Below are 19,848 nucleotides of genomic sequence, written 5' to 3'. Positions count from 1 at the left end.
TTTTGCGTTTGTCTGACAGGCCTTGTATCCCCTCGGTAGAGCCTGCCGTCCCACCCCGATTTTCAGCATCCAACACCGCCCAAATGGCGCTTTCAGCATCCTCATCCGAAGCACCACCCTAGACTGGAACGTGTCTCGGATCAGGACTCGACCATGCTCAAGAATCGTTTGAAAGACCCCAGCCTTTTGGCAGAACTCGCGTATGTGGACGGGCAGTGGATCGGCGCCGACAACGACGCGACCCTGGACGTCATCGACCCGGCCAGCGGCCAGTTGCTGGCTCGCGTGCCGGCCATGGAAGGCGCGCAAACCCGTTGTGCCATCGAAGCCGCCGAAAAAGCCTGGCCCGCCTGGCGCGCACGACCGGCAGCAGAACGTGCGGCGCTGTTGGAGCGCTGGTATCAAGCCATGATCGACAACCTCGACGACCTGGCGCTGATCATGACCTGCGAACAGGGTAAACCGCTGAACGAGGCCAAAGGCGAAATCCGCTACGGTGCTGGTTTCGTCAAATGGTTCGCCGAAGAGGCCCGGCGGGTCTACGGCGAAACCATGCCGGCCCCCAGCAGTGACCGCCGACTGCTGACACTCAAGCAACCGGTTGGAGTTTGCGCCGCGATTACCCCGTGGAACTTCCCCAACGCGATGATCACCCGCAAATGCGCACCTGCCTTGGCGGCCGGCTGCCCAATCATCGTCAAACCCTCGGACCTGACGCCGTTGTCGGCCCTGGCCCTGGCGGTATTGGCCGAGCGTGTCGGCATTCCGGCCGGGGTGTTCAATGTGTTGACCGGCATGCCCGCCGGGATCGGCGAGGAGCTGACCAGCAACCCGGCGGTACGGAAAATCTCCTTTACTGGCTCGACCGCTGTCGGTCGGCTGCTGATGCGCCAGAGCGCTGAGCACATCAAACGATTGAGCCTGGAGCTGGGTGGCAACGCGCCGTTCATTGTGTTCGACGACGCTGACCTTGAGCAGGCTGTGGCCGGGATCATGCTCAGCAAGTTTCGCAACGCAGGTCAGACCTGTGTCTGCGCCAACCGGATTCTGGTGCAGGACGGCATCTACGAGCGCTTCGCTCAACGTCTGGTGGAGGAGGTGGGCAAACTCAAGGTCGGCAATGGTCTGGACGCCGATGTCACCATCGGGCCGCTGATCAACCCGGCTGCCGTGAGCAAGGTCGCGCGACACATCGACGATGCCTTGAGTCAGGGCGCGCGGTTGCTCTGCGGCGGTATTCCTGAAGGCGACAGCCAGTTTGTGCAGCCCACGGTTCTGGGCGATACCCACGCCGGCATGCTGTTGGCCAACGAAGAAACCTTCGGCCCGGTGGCGCCGCTGATGCGCTTTACCGACGAAGCCGAAGCGCTCGCCCTAGCCAATGCAACCCCTTACGGCCTGGGTGCCTACTTCTTCACCCAGGACCTGCGTCGTTCCTGGCGTTTCGGTGAGGCGCTGGAGTTCGGCATGGTCGGGCTCAACACCGGGATCATTTCCATGGAAGTCGCCCCGTTCGGCGGCATCAAGCAGTCAGGCCTGGGCCGTGAAGGCAGCAAGTACGGCCTGGACGAATACCTGGAAGTCAAAGCCTTCCACATCGGTGGGCTGTAACCCGACCCACCATGGCACAGACATTTTGCGAGGCATGATCGATGAGCAAGACATTCAAAATCGCCGCGATTGCCGGCGATGGCATTGGCAAGGAAGTGCTGCCGGAAGGGTTGCGAGTTCTGGAGCAGGCCGCGAAGAAATGGCAGCTGGATTTGAGTATCGAAGTGCTCGACTGGGCACACTGCGATTACTACCTGGAGCACGGGCAGATGATGCCCGATGACTGGTTTGAACAGCTCAAGGGTTTCGATGCGATCTACTTCGGTGCCGTGGGTTGGCCGGACAAGGTGCCGGACCACGTTTCGTTGTGGGGTTCGCTGCTGAAGTTTCGCCGCGACTTCGACCAGTACGTGAACATTCGCCCGGTGCGGCTGTTTCCTGGCGTGCCGTGCCCACTGGCCGGACGCAAACCGGGGGACATCGATTTCGTGGTGATCCGCGAGAACACCGAGGGTGAATATTCCTCGGTCGGCGGCAAAATGTTCGAAGGCACCGACCATGAGTTCGTGCTGCAGGAATCGGTGTTCACCCGCCGTGGCGTCGACCGGATTCTTAAATACGCCTTTGACCTGGCACAGACTCGACCCCGCAAGCGCCTGACGGCAGCGACCAAGTCCAACGGGATCTCGATCAGCATGCCGTATTGGGATGAGCGCACCGCATTGATGGCTGAACAATACCCGGACATCACCTGGGACAAACAGCACATCGACATTCTGTGCGCGCGTTTCGTGCTGCAACCGGACCGTTTTGATGTGGTGGTGGCATCGAATCTGTTCGGCGACATTCTTTCCGATCTCGGGCCGGCCTGCGCCGGGACCATCGGTATCGCGCCGTCGGCCAACCTCGATCCCGAGCGGCGCTTTCCGTCGTTGTTCGAGCCGGTGCATGGCTCGGCGCCGGACATATACGGGCAGAACATCGCCAACCCGATTGCGATGATCTGGTCCGGGGCGTTGATGCTGGATTTCCTGGGCAACGGTGATGAGCGTTATCGCGCGGCGCATGACGGCATTCTCAAGGCCATCGAGCGGGTTATCGCCGAGGGCCCGATTACCCCCGACCTGGGAGGGCAGGGCTCGACCCAGGATGTCGGTATGGCAATCGTTGCAGCACTTTGAACTGAGGCAACAACAGATCGGCTTGGAAGCCCTCTTCATTTCTGGTGCTTCACCCTTTTAGCCCGCCCACACTGCGGGCTTTTTTATAACGTCCAATATATGAGCCTCGTTTTTCGCTCAAAATAATGAGCCGCAGAGTTCCATGCAGTTCTGTAAGTGAGTGAAATCGGGAGCTGGCGGGAACTACTGAAATGCAGGCTCGTGAGGTAATAACCTCACGGCCTGACACCCGGATTGTTTGTGAGCCGCAATACCGGCAGCGACAAGTGTGTTCTATGCGCGCGAAGGGAGACCTGGCGCTTCGCCAAATCCGATGATTGCTTTGGTTTCCAGGTACTCTTCAAACCCGTAGACACCATACTCACGACCATTACCAGAGCGCTTGTAGCCGCCGAACGGAGCCATTGGATTCCACGCGGGGTAATTCAGATGCACTTGTCCGGCTCGGATACGAGAGGCAACGGTACGTGCAAGATCAAGGTCCTGAGCCTGAACATGGGCACCCAGACCATATACCGTATCGTTTGCGATAGTGACCGCCTCATCGACCGTCTCATAGGGAATGATGCACAGCACTGGACCAAAAATTTCTTCTTGGGCGATCCGCATTCCGGAATCCACCTCGGAAAAAACAGTCGGTCGGGCGTAGAAGCCCTTTTCATGGCCCAGCACACGTCCTGGTCCGCCGCAAACGAGTTTAGCGCCCTCATCAAGGCCAGCCTCGATCATTGCTTGCACGCGATTGAACTGGGCTCCGTTGGCGATAGGACCCAGTACCGTATCTTCCGACTGCGGGTCACCAACGATGATTGCATTGACGGTTGCTGCAGCCAGAGATTCGACCTCGGCCAGCCTGTCCTTTGGGACGATCATTCGTGTCGGGGCGCTGCAGGACTGTCCGACGTTGCGAAACGCAGACATCACTCCCAGCGGGACCGCTTTGGCGAAGTCGGCATCGGGAAGCAGAAGATTCGGCGACTTGCCTCCCAGCTCTTGTGTGACGCGTTTCACCGTATGGGCGGCCGCCTGTGCAACCAGAGCGCCTGCGCGGTTTGAGCCGGTTATGGAAATCATGTCGATATCGGGATGCGCCGCCATGGCTGCGCCGACCTCGGGACCACTTCCGTTCACCAGATTGAAGACGCCGGGCGGTAGGCCTGCGTCATGCACCAATTGTGCAAAAAGAAGGGCGCTCAGAGGCGACAGTTCGCTTGGTTTCAGAACTACTGTGCATCCGGCAGCAATAGCCGGAGCGACTTTCGCGGTGATTTGATAAAGCGGCCAGTTCCATGGGGTGATGAGGCCGCAGACGCCTATTGGTTCGCGTTGGATCGCGGTGCCGTCTTCAACCGTTTGGAAACGATAGGTGGACAGGAGATCACGTGCGACCCGAACGTGTTCGGCCGCCAGTGGCACTTGCATCGCCCGTGCGAATCCGATGGCAGCGCCCATTTCGAGAGAGAGGGCCTGTGCAAGAGCCTCTTTGCGTTCAAGGATAAGTTCGTAGATCTTTCCAAGGATAAGCGCACGCGATTCTGTCGAGGAAGCAGACCAACCAGCAAACGCTGCACGTGCCGCAGCTACTGCCCGATCAACATCTTCGGCAGACCCACGCGCGACCTGCGCAATGACCTCTTCACTTGCCGGATTGACCACCGGCAAACTTGCCGGGATTGCAGGGGAAGACCAACGGCCGTTGATATAAAACTTGTGAGATGTTTCCGGATCAACGCTGTAGCTATTCGAAAATTGTGTTGTCATCCAACTAGCTCCTTGGAGCGGTAATAGGCAATGGCCGGGAGGTAGAAAGTCACCAGAGCATCGCCATCGCGACCAGTACATCCTTATGCCCCGTTACCTCAATAACCTAACAAAGCGGGCCAAGCAACATATGCCGTTATTCAAGTCGGCAAGGGATAATCTGCTGTATCTGCCTGGCTAACGTTGCATCAATTCAACTGAGCCGTTCACGTTGGTATTGCGTGCGATAAACCCCTTGTTGATGCTCGTGATCGCTAGCCGATAGCTTGTGTAACCAGCGCAAACTGCTTGATTCCACCGCTTGATTGAGGGGGGGCTCCGAGAACCATTCGCGGTGCTCTGTCGACGCACTGCAACCCCAGGCTCTCCAGCCAGTCGGCCAACCCGCAATCGGCCAGAATGTCGAAGCGAACAAAGGCACCAGGTATCAAACGCAGAAGGTGGGTAATCAAGTGTTGGGCCTGTTCCAGGTTTTGCGCGACAACCGGACCAATGATATGGCCACGACCAAAACGACGGAGCAGGGCAGTACCTTGCAGTTTTCCATCCACCTCAATGCCGACCACGTACTCGGCCATCGGGAGCAAATCGTTAAGTACCGTTGTGCGGTCCAGGCCGCTACCCGCATTGGCCAATTCAATCAGCTTCGGGTAATCGGCCGGGCCTAACGCGCGACAATACGAGCCCTTGATCAAAGGGATCAGCGCAGGTGCCTGCAGCACGCCTTGATGCTGCTGGATTCGCGCGAAGTCGACGAATCCCATGCTTGCATAAAGTGGTGCGCCTGACTCGGTGGCATTGAGAATTGGCGTGCGTGGAGCAGTGGCTTCCAGGCACAGGTTCATCAGTCGACGTCCGATCCCCTTTCCTTGGTGCTCATCACTCACGATCACTAGGCCGATTGAGGAATAGGCGCCTTGATGGCAGGCGAATGCTATCCCGACCAACTGTCCGTTATGTTCCGTGACAAAGCCTTCGGACGTGCGCTGTACCATGGCCCAGTCTTCTTCTCGGTGAGGCCATTTCAGGTGCAAGGAGAGGGCGTGTGCCGCGGGCATGTCCGCCGCGGTTACAGTGCGGTACAGATAGGCAGAATCTGACGTTGCAGGCATGGAGCCTCCTTGAAGATGGCGATCTTGAGCGGGGCGATCAGGGAGTTGCGGTGTGCGGCTCATATAAGTTTGCCTGTGCTGAGGAGGTTCGCAGATAAAGGCATCACAATCGCGGATGGGTTAGTAAACCGACGTATATCGAATGGACTGATCAAGGTGCTGGTACTGCCGGTGCTGATCAGTTCGGCCATCACGTCGCCGACGCCCGGGCCAAGCTGGAAGCCATGGCCGCAGAAGCCGAAGGCGTAGAACAAGCCGTCGACGGTGCCGCTGGGACCGATGACCGGCAGGGAGTCTGGCGTATAGCTCTCGATACCGCTCCACACCCGGATGATGTTCAGCTTTTCGGCCCCTGGCAGAAGGCGGCGCATTTGCCGCATCTGGTTGAGCAGGCTTTCCGGCTGGAAGTAGGCACGCCGGTTGAGCATGTCCGGTTTGCAGCGGTTGCCGCCGCCGATGATGATGTTGCCGCGGGGGATCTGGCGGAAGTAGATCACCTCTTCCTTGATTTTGGTAAACACGCCAATCACCGTCGGCAAGGCGTAGGGCACCGGCTCGGTCACCGACATTTGCGGACCATTGGGTTCCAGCGGCACCGGTTCGCCGAATTGTTCGGACAGCTTGGCGGCCCAGGCGCCCGCGGTGATCAACAGTTGCTGGGCGACGAACAGCTGACCATCGGTGGTCGTGACGTGGAATTCGTCATCGACCTTCTGCACCTCGGCGACCTCGGTGCGTTCTTCGATCCGCGCGCCGAGGCGCCGGGCTGCCCGGGCAAACGCCGGCGCTGCCAGACGCGGGTTGGCGTGACCATCGTGAGGCGCGTAGGAACCGCCCTTGACCTCCGGGCCGAGGAACGGGAAGCGTGCATGCAAAGCCTTGCCCGTGAGGATCTGCAAGTCCAGTTCACGGGCCTCCGGGGCCGCCGCATAGGCCTCCAGTTCAGCAATTTCATCTTCGCGATAACACACACGCATATGGCCGCTGGCGATGAACTCTAGGTCGTCGTCGATCAGCTCCGGCAGTCGTTTCCACAGCGCCCAGGAACGGTTGGCCAGTTCCAGCTGCCCGAGGTATCGCCCCTGGCGTCGCACGTTGCCGAAGTTCACGCCACTGGCGTACTGACCGATCTGGTCACGCTCCAGCAGGGTGACTGAGTGCCCACGCCGGCGCAGGAAAAACGCCGACGTCGAGCCCATGATGCCGCCGCCGATAATCAGAACATCGCTTTTTTGCGGTTTCATAATGGCTCCTCGATGATCGTCATTGGTAAGGGTTTGACCGCGGCCTGACTCCGTTGCCGACCGACCTGTTGCACACTGACGCCGGCCGCCGCGGCAATCACTTCGGCCCCGGCCTGAGAGCAATACCGGCCCTGGCAACCGTCATTGGTAGATTTCCTTTTGTTCACCGCGGGCCAGCGCTTCGATTTCGATCAAGTAACCATGATGCAAGACCGGAACAGGCACCACGGCGCGTGCAGGCCGATGTTCACCCAGGTAACGGGCATAAATTCGATCAAAGGTGGGCCAGTGTTCTATCCCTACGACATAGACCGTGACCTTCAGGAGATCATTCGTGCTCCGGCCCGCTTTGCTGAGGATCGCCACGAGGTTGTCGAGGGCGATTGATGTTTGAACCTCAAACGGTTGGTCGACACTGTGGTCGCCATTCGCGCGTACCGGCAGTTGCCCGGACACATATAAAACACCCTCGTGCGCTACCGCCTGGGAGTAATGTCCACCCGGAGCTGCGGCGTTAGCCGTTTGGATTAAGTCGATCGAACCTGCTTGATTACCAGCCATGTAAGCGACTCCATGTGTGCACGACGCCCTCGGCGTCACAGGCGTGATAGTCCGGGAATTGCGCGCCTGTGGCACATGCATGGTTGGGCAGAATGCGCAGACGGCTGCCGATGGGGAAGCGCGCTACGATGTTGGCGCTCTCGGCCGCTCCAAGAGTGATGATGCCGTGTTCCTGGTTGGCGCCAGTGACCAGCGCGCCCTCGATCCAGTCGCCATCTTCGGTACACACCTGTCCGTAACCGAAGTCCTGTCGCTGGCGCTGCGTGCCTCGATCACGACTCATGGCCATCCAGCCGGCATCGGTGATGATCCAGCCTTTATCTTTCTGGTGACCGATGACGGTGGTCAGCACGCTCAGTGCCAGCTCGTCTGTCTGGCAGACGCCGATGTTGTGCATCACCAGGTCGAAGAACACATAAACGCCTGCGCGTACTTCAGTGACGTCTTTCAGGCTAAGTGCCGATAGTGCCGTGGGAGTGGAGCCGATGCTGACCTCCGGGCACACCAGCCCGGCTTCGCGGATTCTTTCGGCGGCGCTGACGCAGAGGAAGCGTTCTTGTTCGGCCAAAATCTGCAGCGCTTCAAGATTGTCGAGTTCGTAGCTGGATCCGGCGTGGGTCATCACGCCTCGCAATTGCATGCCCCCTTCGGAAAGGACCCGTGCGACGTCTATGATTGCATTGTCTTCAACGGTCAGACCTGATCGATGGCCGTCGCAATCTATTTCGATCCAGACCTCGAATCGTTCGTCGTTCTGCTGTCCGAAGGAGACGATGGCTTGAGCCCCGATGACGCTGTCGGTGAGCACGCTCAGCCGGCAGCCTTTGCGCCTGAGTGTCAGTGCCTGGGCCAATTTGCCAGGCGCTATTGCAACGGCATAAAAAACGTCGCTGATGCCTTCAGCGAAACAATGCTCAGCTTCTTTCAGGGTGGAAACTGTGACGCCGCTTGCGCCAGCGGCTATCTGTGCCTTGATCACGGGGAGGCATTTGCTGGTTTTGATGTGCGGGCGCAAACGCACACCCAGGGTGTCCATGCGTTGCTGCATGCGCTGGATATTGCGCTGCATTCGCGAGACATCGACTATCGCGACGGGGGTATCGAGGGAGGCAATAGAGGCTGACATGACAGAACTCGGGTGGCTGGGTACAGGGGCCACTCTACTCAGCTGTCATTAAGTTATGGTTCAATGGATAGTCATCAATCATTAAGTAAAATTGAATGATCTCCGTCGAAGACCTACGTCTGGCTGTAACGCTGGCGCGCTCCGAGTCTTTAAGCGCTGCTGCCAGAATTCTGAATGTCTCACCACCGGCGTTGTCCATGCGTCTGCGTAAGCTGGAGACGCTGCTCGGTCTGACCCTGGCTAATCGCGATGCCCGACGCCTGAGTCTCACCGCCGATGGCGAGCGATTTTCCCGAGAAAGCGCGCTCTTGCTGGAACAGTTGGAGGCGCTTCCGGAATCTTTCAAGCAGCAAGACGAGCGGCTAGTTGGCACACTCAGGTTAGCGGCGCCGTTCGGCTATGGGCGACAGCGCATTGCGCCGCTGCTGGCTCGTTTTGCCAAGTTGCACCCACAACTGTGCCTGCACCTGGATTTGCGCGAAACGCCATGGCCAGATCGTCACGACAGCGATGCTGTGATTCACATCGGTCACCTCAATGACAGCCTGTGGATCGCCAAGCCTCTCACGCAAAACAACCGATGGTTATGCGCCAGTCCGGCCTATCTAGAGCATCACGGTGTGCCGTCGTCGCCGGACCAACTCACCGAGCATCGTTACATATGCATTCGTGAAAATGATGAAGATGTCACGCTGTGGCATATGCGTAAGGGGGCGGAGCGGAAAACGCTGCGCATCGAACCCATGTTGTTGAGCAACGACGGAAGCGTAGCTCGGCGTTGGGCCGAGCAAGGCTTGGGGTTGGTTTTACGTTCGCAATGGGACGTAAGTGACGCTATTGCCAACGGTAGCCTGATACGGGTGATGGCGGATTGGCAATTCGACAGCGCTCCGATCAACCTGTTGGTCCCCTCACGCAAACTTCGCAGTCCGCGTGTACAGGCGTTAGTGGCATTTCTGGAAGCTACGTTGAAAGCATGATCGGGGTGATCGCCGAGGTGCCAATCACGCCGGACATGGGCGGGAAGGGCTCAACTTAGAAGGTGGGCGGAGCAATTGCCGAGCGACTTTGATCCACGCCGCTGATCCACCGTGGACTTGAGCATGCCTGCTCCCACAGTGGATTTGCGCTGTATTCAGTAACCCAGCGTGCGGTCGATCTCACCCTCCATCGGCTCTCCACGTTGATGTCGCCGAATATTCTCCAGCAACACCCTGAACGCACTTTCCGGCTGGGTCATGGCCGCGATGTGCGGGGTCAGCAGAATCTTTGGATGGTGCCAGAATGGATGATCCGCCGGTGCCGGCTCTTGCTGCAGTACGTCGATGACCGCGCCGCTGAGTTGCCCGGTGTCCAGGGCCGCCAGCAGATCACTTTCCACCAGATGCCCGCCACGGCCCATGTTGATCAGCGCCGCGCCATGGGGTAGTTGGCGAAACAGTTTTTCATCGAGAATGCCCTGGGTCTGTTCGGTCAGCGGCAGCACGCACAATAAAATGTCGCACTGGCTAAGGAACGCAGGCAGTTGCTCGTTGCCGGCATAGCAATCCACATCAGGAATCCGATGGACACTGCGGGCCCAACCTGACAATGCAAACCCCAGGGGGCGTAACGCCGCCAGAATCTGCTGGGCCTGGGTGCCGAGGCCCATGATCCCGATCCGACGCTTGTTCGCCGGTTGCAGCAGGTGCGCCTGCCAGCAGCGAGCCATTTGTTGCTGGCGATAACGGAGCATGTCCCGATGCAGGCTCAACACAGCGAAACAGGCGTACTCGCACATGCCCCGGGTGATGCCCGGATCCAGCAGGCGCACCAGCGGCAAACTGACGGGCAAGCTGGCGAGGTCCAGTTGATCGACCCCGGCGGACAGGGCGAACAGCACTTTAAGATTGGGCAGCAACGCCTCAAAATCGTCGGGCGCCTGCCAGGCGGCCAGGTACTCGATGTCCGTGGGGTCGCCGATGTCCGGCCAGGCGCGCCATTCGATATCCGGGGCGTGCTCGGCGAACAGCGCTTTCCACTGCTCGCCGCGTACAGGGTCAGCTTTGTAAAGCAGGGCCATGGGCATTTCCTGAAAGGGTGAAGGTGCTCTCCATCCTCGCGCAATGCCAGCGCAGGATCTGTCGAAAGCACCGGGTTAAACGGGTTGCACGAGGTTTTATTGGCGATGCTCCGGCAGATTCGGCCTGCTGAAGGAATCTGCCGTTTGGCAGGGTGAAAACAGTTGATCCGAATTTCTCAGGGGCCAAGTTCGGCGTAGATCGTTTCGCGCAAGGCTTAACCTGAACACCATCGCAACCACCTCCCGGTTGCCGGACTCACGATGGGATATGCCATGAATAGCAAAGTCGACGAAACCCCTCATTTGCTCCGTCAGCGCGATCAATTCGTGCCACGTGGCCTGATTACCGCTCACCCATTGGTGATCGATCGCGCCCAAGGTGCCGAATTGTGGGATGTGGACGGCAAGCGCTACCTGGACTTCGTCGGCGGTATCGGCGTGCTAAACATCGGCCACAATCACCCAAAAGTGGTTGCGGCCGTGCAGGCACAATTGCAAAAGGTTTCCCACGCCTGTTTCCAGGTGGTTGCCTATAAGCCTTACCTCGATCTGGCCCAACGCCTGTGCGAAATGATAGGCGGTCAGGACGCGTATAAAGCAGCGTTCTTCACCTCAGGCGCCGAAGCCGTGGAAAACGCGATCAAGATCGCCCGCGCCCACACCAACCGTTCGGCCGTTATCGCCTTTCGCGGCGGCTTCCACGGTCGCACCTTGCTTGGCACTACGCTGACCGGCATGAGCCAGCCTTACAAGCAGAACTTCGGGCCGTTCGCGCCGGAGGTGTTCCACACCCCGTACCCGAATGCCTATCGCGGTGTCGACAGCGACATGGCGCTCAAGGCTCTCGACGAGTTGTTCGCCACTCAGGTGGCGCCGGAGCGGGTCGCGGCCATCATTATCGAACCGGTGCAGGGCGATGGCGGTTTCCTCGCGGCGCCGGCGGAGTTTCTCCAGGCTCTGCGTGCTCTGACTGAAAAGCACGGCATTGTGTTGATTCTCGATGAAATCCAGACCGGTTTCGGCCGTACCGGCAAATGGTTCGGTTTCCAGCATGCCGGGATCCAGCCGGATCTGGTGACTGTCGCCAAGAGTCTGGCAGGTGGATTGCCGCTGTCGGGTGTGGTCGGCAAGGCAGCGATCATGGACGCCCCGCTGCCAGGCGGCCTGGGCGGCACCTACGGCGGTAACGCGTTGTCCTGCGCTGCGGCACTGGCGGTGATAGAAGCCTACGAGCAAGAACAATTGCTTGCCCGGAGCGAAGCACTGGGCGAGCGTTTGCGCCAGGGGCTGTTGCGTTTGCAGGCTCGTCACTGGCAAATCGGCGACGTACGCGGCACCGGTTTCATGTTGGCGCTCGAGCTGATCAAGGATGACGAGGCTCGCACACCAGACGCCGACTTGAATCAGCGGCTGATCGATGAAGCCCGGGCCGGCGGCTTACTGGTGATCAAATGCGGTGTCCACCGAAACGTGCTGCGCTTCCTCGCGCCGTTGGTGACAACAGATGAACAGGTCGACGAAGCCTTGCAGATTCTGGAAGCCGCATTGGCACGCGTCTTGAAATGAGTTCGTGCCCGCTCGAGGCGGTGCCGCAAGGCATCGCCCGTGCGCGTTTATGGAGCATGGATGAAATGCATCATCGGAGGCTTTGCACATCATGGGGCTGACTGAATATCGAGCGTTGCTCATTCATTGCGACGAGGTTCTGGTCGATCGGGATTCGGGAGTCTGGGCGGCATTGCAACCCTTGCTCGACAGCCGGGGCGGACACCCGGACAAGGAACAGGTGCTGGCCGAATACAGCGAGGTGTTGCGCGCACTGTATCCGCGCTTCGGTGAGCTGGGTTTTAGTGGTCTGCTGTGTTTCGCCCATCGCCAGTTGGCTGAATGCTGGGGGCTCAAAGCCAGCTGGGAGGAGGGCATGAGCTTTGCCCGTTCGGTCGCCAATTGGTCGCTGTTCGAGGATGCGCCGGGGGCGATGCTGTACCTGCGCAAGTTCTATCGCCTGCTGGTGCAGGGCGATCGGGATGTTGAAGATCGAGCGCTGCTCTGTGAGCGACTGGGGATTATGCCCGACGATTTCATTTCACTGGCCAGCGATCCATTGCAGGATCAGGATTGGTTAAAAGCCAACGGACTTGAAGCCGGAGATATCCTGCAAGTGACGCGGCCCTCTGCCGGTTGGCGGTTGGCCGCCAATGTATGCCTGATCAGTCGTGCACGTGAAAATAAGCCATCCCCTTGCGCGGCGGATTACTGCATCAACAGCATGGCGGATCTGGTGGCTCAGCATCAGCTGTCTTTACGGCGCTGATTTTGCTAGAAGATTGTCCTACAAACGGCAGTCATGAGGTACGCAATGGAAGGTTTAGTGAAACTGGACCGGATCGACATCAGCATTTTGGTTGAGCTGCAAAAAGACGGCCGCATGACCAACGTCAGCCTGGCCGATGCCGTGGGATTATCGGCCAGTCCCTGCCTGCAACGGGTCAAGCGACTGGAGTCGGCGGGGTATATTTCCAGCTACAAGGCGCATCTGAACCTGGCGAAGATCACTGACTCGGTCACGGTCTTCACCGAGATCACCTTGAGCGACCACAAGCGCGAAGATTTCGCCAAGTTCGAGTCCAACATCCGCCAGGTGGATGAAGTGCTTGAATGCCATTTGATCAGCGGTGGCTACGATTACCTGGTGCGCTTCATGACCCGCAGCATCCAGCACTACCAGGAAGTCATCGAAAGCCTGCTGGACAAGAACATCGGCATTTCCAAGTATTTCAGTTACATCGTCATCAAATCACCGGTGCTCAAGGACGGCGTGCCATTGCGCAAATTGCTGCGTCACTGACAGACTTCATTCTCGATCCACCCGCCGTCACTGATGTTCCTGATGCTGACGCTCGGGCTGCTCCTGTTCGCATTGTTCGAGAGACTGCAGGACCGCTGGCCCACCTTGATGCTGGCGATCTGAGTAATATCAGACATTTAAGCCGATCAGTCAGATCGGCTTTTTTGTGCCTGCGCAAACCCGCGCAAAACTGGCGCAAAACTACCCGGTGATTTCGCTGATATTCAGGTCCGGAATTGCTTCGGACTAGACGATTTCCTCGTGGTCCCGCTCGGGCTGTGCCCGGATAACCCGGCGGCCCGAGAGGCAGATTGAACATTTACTGGGGAGAGAAGAAGGCGCCGCAGCTTAAGTCCGCTGTGCGCCATCCAGGTATTCCGGTCGGTCAGAGTGCCGAATTTGTATCAACCATTGCCTTCTTGGCTGACTGAAAATCTTCGCTAGAGAAATGAAGGAGAGTGCTTCCCTCGATCTCTACGGTTGCTGGGCCGGCAGTGATTGCCTTCGCCAAGAATGCTTTTCCTTTTACGGTTTCCGGCGACAGGATTCTTTTTCCGTTAATGCAGGCCTGGACGAACTTCACGTTCGTGCCATTCACCTTGTAAGGGCCAGCTGGCCTAACTGCACTGTTTTGGCCTTCTTTACAAAACGAACCCGACATATCCACCAGGTTCATGACGATTTCTTCTCCTTCGAACAGGCTTGCCATAGCAACTACTTGTTGGTTCTCCACGGGGTCGAGAACGTACATAGTGGATGTGAATTGTCGCCATTGGTTGGCTTGAGCGCAAAGGGACAGTGCAGATGTAAGAGCGAAGATAAATAGTCTTTTCAATTAAAACTCCTTTTCTTGAAAGCGGCGTGTGGCTCCGTTGGCGCGTCGTTGGCGCAGGATGCAGGCGAGATGATATTACATCGAGGGGTAGTTGGCAGGACCGGGGGCCAACTGTGGATATCAGTACTTTGCGGTTTTTCCGCGAGCAAAGCCTGACTCTGAGTTGGGCTTTTTGCTTTCTACAGTTCACAGATGAAGCACAACATACCGCGCCTCTCAGTCCGTGAAACTGAAGTTAAAGGTCATAACGAGGCTTGCCTGGCCTCGTTAAAGTGGGTGCATTGATCAGGCTGCCGAGCGGTCAGGGCGACAATGCCTTGAGGTCAAAGGCTGTTGCGCCTGGCAAGGTTGGCCACGTCTGTGGACCTTCCATGATCTCTTGCGGGGTCAGCAGGCAGGCATCCAGTTGCTGCTTCAAAATATCCAGGTCGATACCCTGGCCGATGAGGACGATTTCCTGTCGGCAATCCCCGGTGATGTCGTCCCATTTGGCCAGGACTCCTTGCCGGCGATAGTCGTCCAAGGGCCATTGCGATTGGGGGATGAATGTCCACCAGCGCCCGACGTAGTCCCAACGAAATTGCCCACCACTTTGCACCAGCATGCCAATGTCCAGGTGCCGACTGGCAACCCAGTAGTACCCTTTGCAACGCAGTAGCCGCCCGTTTTGCCAAGGCCGCTGCAGGAACTCCAGCAGACGTTGCGGATGGAATGGTGCCCGCTCTTGATACACCCACGAATCCCAAGCTGCACTGGATTTTGGATTCTCCGATTTTTCCCATTACAGCCATGCTTTTCGCAAAGCTTTTGGTGTGGCTCCTCATACACTCTTGCGCCGGAGTTGAGCACGGCCGCTCGCAATCTTCCCGAGCCAAAAGCATCGGCGATCAGCAGCTGCGTGACAGTTAAACGTACAACCTGCAGAGGCTCGGCCGATGTTGGCAAGCGCTAGTTCCGGCTAGCTCACCCAGCGATTTTCGAAGTGATGTCGTCGAGCTGCCTGTCTATCAGTGATTTAACAGTGGTCATTACCCCCTCCTCGAGTAGAACGCCGAGCTGCTTCTCCTTGAAACCCATGAAGCGCTTTTCGACGATTGACGCGTCTAGATCAATGGTTCTGAGACCTTTGGGGTTGTCACCTCAAGCATTGGCGACTACCCTGAAAATGTTTGAATTATTACGAATAATTTCGTAGTGGCCGCTTTCGGGTCACGCTACTTCAGGATGAGGAACGAAAAATGTTTTCACACGAAGGTCCCGCAATAGAGCTGCTGCTGTTTGTTTTCGGTTTGGCAGTCCTACTTTTGCTCGTCTGGTTTTTTCATCATCAATACGAGCGAAAGACTGGAAGTGGCGTTAAAAAACAACATAATCGTAATGAGAGCCGCTCAACATAGGCCCTTGATCTCTTCCAGATAGTCGTAGAGGCAACCGGCCCTGAACTGGCACTCGTCAACGTCAGCTCAGGGTCGAAAGCTGCTGGCACCGCTATTGCAGCGGAACATACACATCTGTTTGCCATTGATCCTGCGGTGTCTCGGGATAGACGCTCAGGTAATCGAAGAACAGTGGATGGTCGCGAAGTTCTTCTCCACTGGCAGGAAGCCAATCGCGGTAAATCGGATAGATCGTTTCGCCGATGTGATCCGGTGACCCTGTGTGTCGCACGACGACGCAGCGGCCGGCAGGAATGATGATCTCGTGCACGCCGAACTCATTCGGCTTCACGGCCTCGTGAATCTCTCCGCAGATTGCGAAGCGGAATTCTTTTGGAGGAGTCGTATCGGGGTTGCTATAGGGAATGCCAAAGGTGCGACTCGATGCCACCGGCGACTGTCCGCTCTGCATACGCCACTCAATGAACTTGCGCACGCTCTCATTGACGAACCCGGGTGGTCCACAGTGCTCGAGCGCTGCTACCTTGACCTCAGGGAAATCTACGATTCTTACTTGCATGATGATAGTCCTGGAGAAGTGGGGGATTGCGAATACCGCATTCCAGACCTGCCAGTTAGGTTCCTTCCTGAACGCACTCGGCGTCGTACCGAACGCGCGCCTGAACGCCCTGCAAAATGCCTCGGGACTTTCAAAGCCGGCACTGAGTGCTGCGTCCAGTACCGAGTGATCGGTGAAGGCGGCCAGGCGATGTGCCGCGCGACGTAGTCGCATCAGTTGCACATAACGTGAGACAGGCACTCCAACGAACGCTGTGAACTGTCGATGGAAGTGAAACGCCGAAAAGTTCGCCACATGGCTCAACGTCTTCACCGACAGGTCACCTTCGAGATTGGCATCAATGTAGGTGAGTACGGCGTTGAAGCGTTTTGTGTAAGCGAAATTGCTCGGCGTGTCAGACACTGGGAAAAGCTCCTGGAAGTACGGTCGGTCATAGAATCGACTATAGCGGCGCGAACGCGCCTAGCCGCGCTTGCTCAAGGCACGTTGGCCAATGCGATCTCTTCCGGGCGCGCACAGGCGGGTTTGATACGTATTGACTGACCCCAAGTATCTCTTGCGCAAGACGCAACACGACGTTGCGTCCTCTCCATATTCTCCCGAGGTGCACTGCCGCCTATGTTGTTGTCCTGAAAAACATGAATGCGGTTGACCTTCCACTGGAGAGTCACCGCTGTCGAACCTCAGGAGTCTATGGCATGGGCCTTACTACAAGTGATACAGCAGCGACGATACAAAAAGCATCAATGACAAAGGGGCTGGTGCTTCTGTTTGCCTTTTGTTGTGGTGCCATCGTGGCCAACATCTATTACGCGCAACCGATCATTAGCTTGATTGCCCCGGATATCGGCATGTCGAGTGGAAGCGCGAGTTTCATCGTTTCGCTGACTCAGATTGGTTATGCGCTCGGTTTGTTTTTCCTGGTGCCTTTGGCGGATCTGGTAGAAAACCGTCGGCTGATGATCGCGACAATCGTGATTACGATCTTCAGCCTGGTCGCCGCCGGTTTGTCCAAGCAGCCGAGTGTATTTCTAGTGGTGTCGGCGCTCATCGGTTTTAGCTCAGTCTCCGTGCAGATGCTAATCCCGTTGGCGGCACATCTGGCACCGGAAGAGTCTCGCGGTCGGGTGGTTGGCGGGATTATGGGTGGCTTGCTGCTGGGGATTCTGCTTGCGCGGCCGCTGTCGAGCCTGGTTGCCGATCATTTGGGCTGGCGCGCAGTGTTTATCGGGGCCGCTGCCTTGATGCTCGTTATCTCCATCGTGATTGGCATGACCATGCCCAAATGGCAACCGACTCATCGAGCGTCGTACGGTCAATTGCTGATGTCCCTGGGACAACTGTTTTGCCGCGAGCCCGTGCTGCGTCAGCGTGCGCTCTATCAAGGGCTGATGTTTGCGGCGTTCAGTTTGTTCTGGACTGCTGTGCCGTTGATATTGAGTCGTGAGTTCGGTCTTACGCAAAGTCAGATTGCGATTTTCTCTCTGGTCGGCGCCATCGGTGCAGTTGCCGCACCTATCAGTGGTCGACTCGCTGATGCAGGCCATACTCGAAGAGCGTCGCAGCTGGCCATGGTGCTGGGTGTATTGAGTTTTCTCCCGGCCTTCATCAATCCCTTTTACGGTGTGATTGGGTTGGCAGTCACCGGGATAGCGCTGGATTTTGCAGTGCAAATGAACATGGTGCTGGGTCAGCGAGCCGTCTATGCCTTGGGCACTGCCAACAGAGGCCGTCTGAATGCGTTGTACATGATCAGTATCTTTATTGGCGGTGCAATCGGTTCTTCGGTGGCCAGTTCGCTTTATGAACATGCCGGCTGGTTGGCGATTGCTGCGGTGGGAAGTGCATTGTCACTGGTTACTCTAATCGTCTTCTCGGTGGTTTCTCGTCGGACCTGAATTGGCGCAATGATTAAGATGAACAACGGATGAGTCAGGGGGTGTCATGGACAAGCTGCTCGCATTGAAGATGTTCGTCCAGGCTGTGGATTCGAAGGGCTTTTCTTCTGCAGCTCGACAGTTAGGCCTGGCGACGTCTTCGGTGACCAGGATGATCGATGGGCTGGAGGCTGAGTTGGGCGCTGTCCTGCTCAACCGTTCCACCCGTCAAATCTCATTGTCGGACGCTGGGGCCGCCTATTATTTGAAAGCCCGGGAAGTGCTCAATGCTGTGGCCGAGGCGGATGCCTCGGTCACTGACCGTGGGGATCTCCCGGCAGGTCACCTTCGTATTTCCGTACCTGTGGCGTTTGGACGCCGCCTGATTGCCCCTCACATCGCCTCGCTTTTGAAGCGATACCCGCAACTCGTGTTGGACATGACGCTCTCTGATGACATCGTTGAATTACTGGGTGAGCGCGTCGACCTGGCGATCCGATTGGGATCTGCAGCGGCAATGGATGGTGTCGTCAGTCGTCCCGTCGGTCATTTCAGACGCAGGGCGGTAGTCAGTGCTGAGTACCTGAATGCGCATGGTATCCCTGAACATCCCTTGGACCTCATGCAGCACGAGTGCCTGCGTTTCAGTTATGGCCCAAAGCAACAGGTTTGGACTTTCCTGAAGGAAGGTGAGGAGACTCGAGTACCGATTGAGGGCCGCTTCAAAAGCAACAATGCCGAGGTTTTACGTGAGATTGTGCTGGCGGGTGGTGGGGTGGCTCTTTTACCTGACTGGCTCGTCAACGACGATATCGGGAGCGGTGATTTGACTTCATTGTTCGAGTCTTTCGTTATCAATCCGAACGATGCAAGTTCGGCCATTTCTGCGCTTTATCTTCCCAATCATCGTGGCTCCAAACGCGTCAATGCGTTTATCGATTTCATCAGCGAATTGCTGGGGCCTGAAGGCTTGGCGCAGAGCTGATCTCCTCATTCCTGTTTTCGAACGTTTGATCCTCCACATAACGAAGCCCTTTGCCCGTGTAGGCAAGGCAGATCCCGGAGATTTGAATGAACACAGCGACACTGCATTACGTCTACGACCCGTTCTGTGGCTGGTGCTATGGCGCGGCACCGATGATTACGGCGGCCGCTGCTATTCCCGGTCTGGAAGTTCAGGCCCATGGTGTGGGCATGCTCTCGGGGGACAAAAGCAAGTTGATGTCGAGTGATTGGCGTGATTTTGTTCGTCCTCACGAAGCTCGGATTACTGCATTCAGCAAACAAACCTTCGCAGATGCCTATGTTCAAGGCGTACTGGACCATGAAAACGTCCAGCTGGACTCGTCACCACCTATTGCAGCGATGTTGACCGCTCAACAGCTGTCAGGTGGTGGCATCGAAATGCTCAAGCGCCTGCAAACTGCTTACTACCAAGAGGGGCGGGCTATCGCTGATCGAGGAGTAATCGCCGACATTGCCAGTGAGCTTGGGTTTGAACCCGATGCGTTTATGGCAACGTTTGATGCGATCACTGCAGAATCCTTGCAGGACCACATCGACCGCAGCAACGAGATGCTTGAAGCTCTGAATGCGCGCGGCTTTCCAGCATTTGCGCTGGAGATCGATGGTCAAATGGAAGTGTTGGCCATGGGGCATTATTTAAGCCGACCCGCCTTGTTCAAGGAGGATATTGAAAGCCGTCTGGCCAAATAGGTGTGGTTCATAGCCAGT

General features: G+C 57.3%; 17 protein-coding genes and 2 pseudogenes. 10 read left to right on the top strand and 9 right to left on the bottom strand.

What is annotated here, in order from left to right:
- Window positions 1-153: 153 nt before the first annotated feature.
- A complete protein-coding gene (locus tag HNR03_RS00630) occupies window positions 154-1,611 on the top strand; it encodes an NAD-dependent succinate-semialdehyde dehydrogenase (protein WP_259150076.1) in 1,458 nt (485 codons plus the stop codon).
- A 41-nt stretch (window positions 1,612-1,652) separates the two neighbouring features.
- The gene (locus HNR03_RS00625; RefSeq protein WP_222585768.1) at window positions 1,653-2,732 is read left to right on the top strand and encodes a tartrate dehydrogenase; all 1,080 of its coding nucleotides are present in this window, start codon (window positions 1,653-1,655) and stop codon (window positions 2,730-2,732) included.
- Between the two features lie 273 nt (window positions 2,733-3,005).
- Here the strand turns inward: HNR03_RS00625 and HNR03_RS00620 are convergent, their stop codons facing one another.
- The 5 genes from HNR03_RS00620 to HNR03_RS00600 all read right to left on the bottom strand — a co-directional run bounded on the left by HNR03_RS00620 (window position 3,006) and on the right by HNR03_RS00600 (window position 8,536).
- Window positions 3,006-4,493 (bottom strand): aldehyde dehydrogenase family protein, encoded by a 1,488-nt coding sequence (locus HNR03_RS00620; RefSeq protein WP_259150073.1) that lies wholly within the window; start codon window positions 4,491-4,493, stop codon window positions 3,006-3,008.
- A gap of 254 nt (window positions 4,494-4,747) precedes the next feature.
- Complete coding sequence (locus HNR03_RS00615; RefSeq protein WP_259150071.1) at window positions 4,748-5,605, bottom strand: GNAT family N-acetyltransferase; 858 nt, start codon at window positions 5,603-5,605, stop codon at window positions 4,748-4,750.
- Between the two features lie 59 nt (window positions 5,606-5,664).
- Entirely contained in the window at window positions 5,665-6,849 is a 1,185-nt protein-coding gene (locus HNR03_RS00610; protein ID WP_259150070.1) for an FAD-binding oxidoreductase, read from the bottom strand.
- A gap of 141 nt (window positions 6,850-6,990) precedes the next feature.
- Window positions 6,991-7,410, bottom strand: coding sequence for a RidA family protein (locus HNR03_RS00605; RefSeq protein WP_259150068.1), 420 nt, complete (start codon window positions 7,408-7,410; stop codon window positions 6,991-6,993).
- The gene (locus HNR03_RS00600; RefSeq protein WP_259150066.1) at window positions 7,400-8,536 is read right to left on the bottom strand and encodes a DSD1 family PLP-dependent enzyme; all 1,137 of its coding nucleotides are present in this window, start codon (window positions 8,534-8,536) and stop codon (window positions 7,400-7,402) included. Before HNR03_RS00600 ends, HNR03_RS00605 begins: the two co-directional genes overlap by 11 nt.
- 95 nt (window positions 8,537-8,631) lie before the next feature.
- Between HNR03_RS00600 and HNR03_RS00595 the strand changes: the two genes are divergently transcribed.
- A complete protein-coding gene (locus HNR03_RS00595) occupies window positions 8,632-9,516 on the top strand; it encodes a LysR family transcriptional regulator (RefSeq protein WP_259150065.1) in 885 nt (294 codons plus the stop codon).
- Window positions 9,517-9,671: 155 nt separating this feature from the next.
- Here HNR03_RS00595 and HNR03_RS00590 read toward each other — a convergent pair whose 3' ends face one another.
- Window positions 9,672-10,598, bottom strand: a complete 927-nt coding sequence (locus tag HNR03_RS00590; protein ID WP_259150064.1) for a glyoxylate/hydroxypyruvate reductase A — start codon at window positions 10,596-10,598, stop codon at window positions 9,672-9,674.
- 273 nt (window positions 10,599-10,871) lie between these two features.
- Between HNR03_RS00590 and gabT the strand changes: the two genes are divergently transcribed.
- The 3 genes from gabT (at window position 10,872) to HNR03_RS00575 (ending at window position 13,446) form a co-directional block, all read left to right on the top strand.
- The gene (gene gabT / locus HNR03_RS00585; RefSeq protein ID WP_259150063.1) at window positions 10,872-12,164 is read left to right on the top strand and encodes a 4-aminobutyrate--2-oxoglutarate transaminase; all 1,293 of its coding nucleotides are present in this window, start codon (window positions 10,872-10,874) and stop codon (window positions 12,162-12,164) included.
- 91 nt (window positions 12,165-12,255) lie between these two features.
- The gene (locus tag HNR03_RS00580; RefSeq protein ID WP_259150062.1) at window positions 12,256-12,912 is read left to right on the top strand and encodes a 2-haloalkanoic acid dehalogenase; all 657 of its coding nucleotides are present in this window, start codon (window positions 12,256-12,258) and stop codon (window positions 12,910-12,912) included.
- A gap of 45 nt (window positions 12,913-12,957) precedes the next feature.
- Window positions 12,958-13,446: an Lrp/AsnC family transcriptional regulator gene (locus HNR03_RS00575; RefSeq protein WP_090182530.1), complete on the top strand. Its 489-nt coding sequence runs from the start codon at window positions 12,958-12,960 to the stop codon at window positions 13,444-13,446.
- A gap of 385 nt (window positions 13,447-13,831) precedes the next feature.
- Here HNR03_RS00575 and HNR03_RS00570 read toward each other — a convergent pair whose 3' ends face one another.
- Window positions 13,832-14,281: a hypothetical protein gene (locus tag HNR03_RS00570; protein WP_222585778.1), complete on the bottom strand. Its 450-nt coding sequence runs from the start codon at window positions 14,279-14,281 to the stop codon at window positions 13,832-13,834.
- 301 nt (window positions 14,282-14,582) lie between these two features.
- A pseudogene (locus HNR03_RS00565) lies at window positions 14,583-15,020 on the bottom strand (GTP-binding protein); the annotation flags it as partial.
- 1 nt (window position 15,021) lies between these two features.
- Here HNR03_RS00565 and HNR03_RS00560 point away from each other — a divergent pair.
- Window positions 15,022-15,126: pseudogene (locus tag HNR03_RS00560) on the top strand (AraC family transcriptional regulator); the annotation flags it as partial.
- Window positions 15,127-15,769: 643 nt separating this feature from the next.
- On the opposite strand, the gene HNR03_RS00555 reads toward HNR03_RS00560, so the two are convergent.
- The gene (locus tag HNR03_RS00555) at window positions 15,770-16,639 is read right to left on the bottom strand and encodes a GyrI-like domain-containing protein (protein ID WP_259150061.1); all 870 of its coding nucleotides are present in this window, start codon (window positions 16,637-16,639) and stop codon (window positions 15,770-15,772) included.
- Between the two features lie 296 nt (window positions 16,640-16,935).
- Between HNR03_RS00555 and HNR03_RS00550 the strand changes: the two genes are divergently transcribed.
- From HNR03_RS00550 to HNR03_RS00540, 3 genes are all read left to right on the top strand, one after another.
- Window positions 16,936-18,135, top strand: coding sequence for an MFS transporter (locus tag HNR03_RS00550; protein WP_222590382.1), 1,200 nt, complete (start codon window positions 16,936-16,938; stop codon window positions 18,133-18,135).
- 46 nt (window positions 18,136-18,181) lie between these two features.
- Window positions 18,182-19,099, top strand: coding sequence for a LysR family transcriptional regulator (locus HNR03_RS00545; RefSeq protein ID WP_259150060.1), 918 nt, complete (start codon window positions 18,182-18,184; stop codon window positions 19,097-19,099).
- 86 nt (window positions 19,100-19,185) lie between these two features.
- Window positions 19,186-19,830: a DsbA family protein gene (locus tag HNR03_RS00540; protein WP_259150058.1), complete on the top strand. Its 645-nt coding sequence runs from the start codon at window positions 19,186-19,188 to the stop codon at window positions 19,828-19,830.
- Window positions 19,831-19,848 lie beyond the last annotated feature (18 nt).

It is taken from the genome of Pseudomonas sp. JAI111 (assembly GCF_024809425.1).
Lineage (GTDB): Bacteria > Pseudomonadota > Gammaproteobacteria > Pseudomonadales > Pseudomonadaceae > Aquipseudomonas.
Note: the sequence above shows the minus strand (reverse complement) of the source record. Positions and strands in the feature narration are given on the sequence as shown.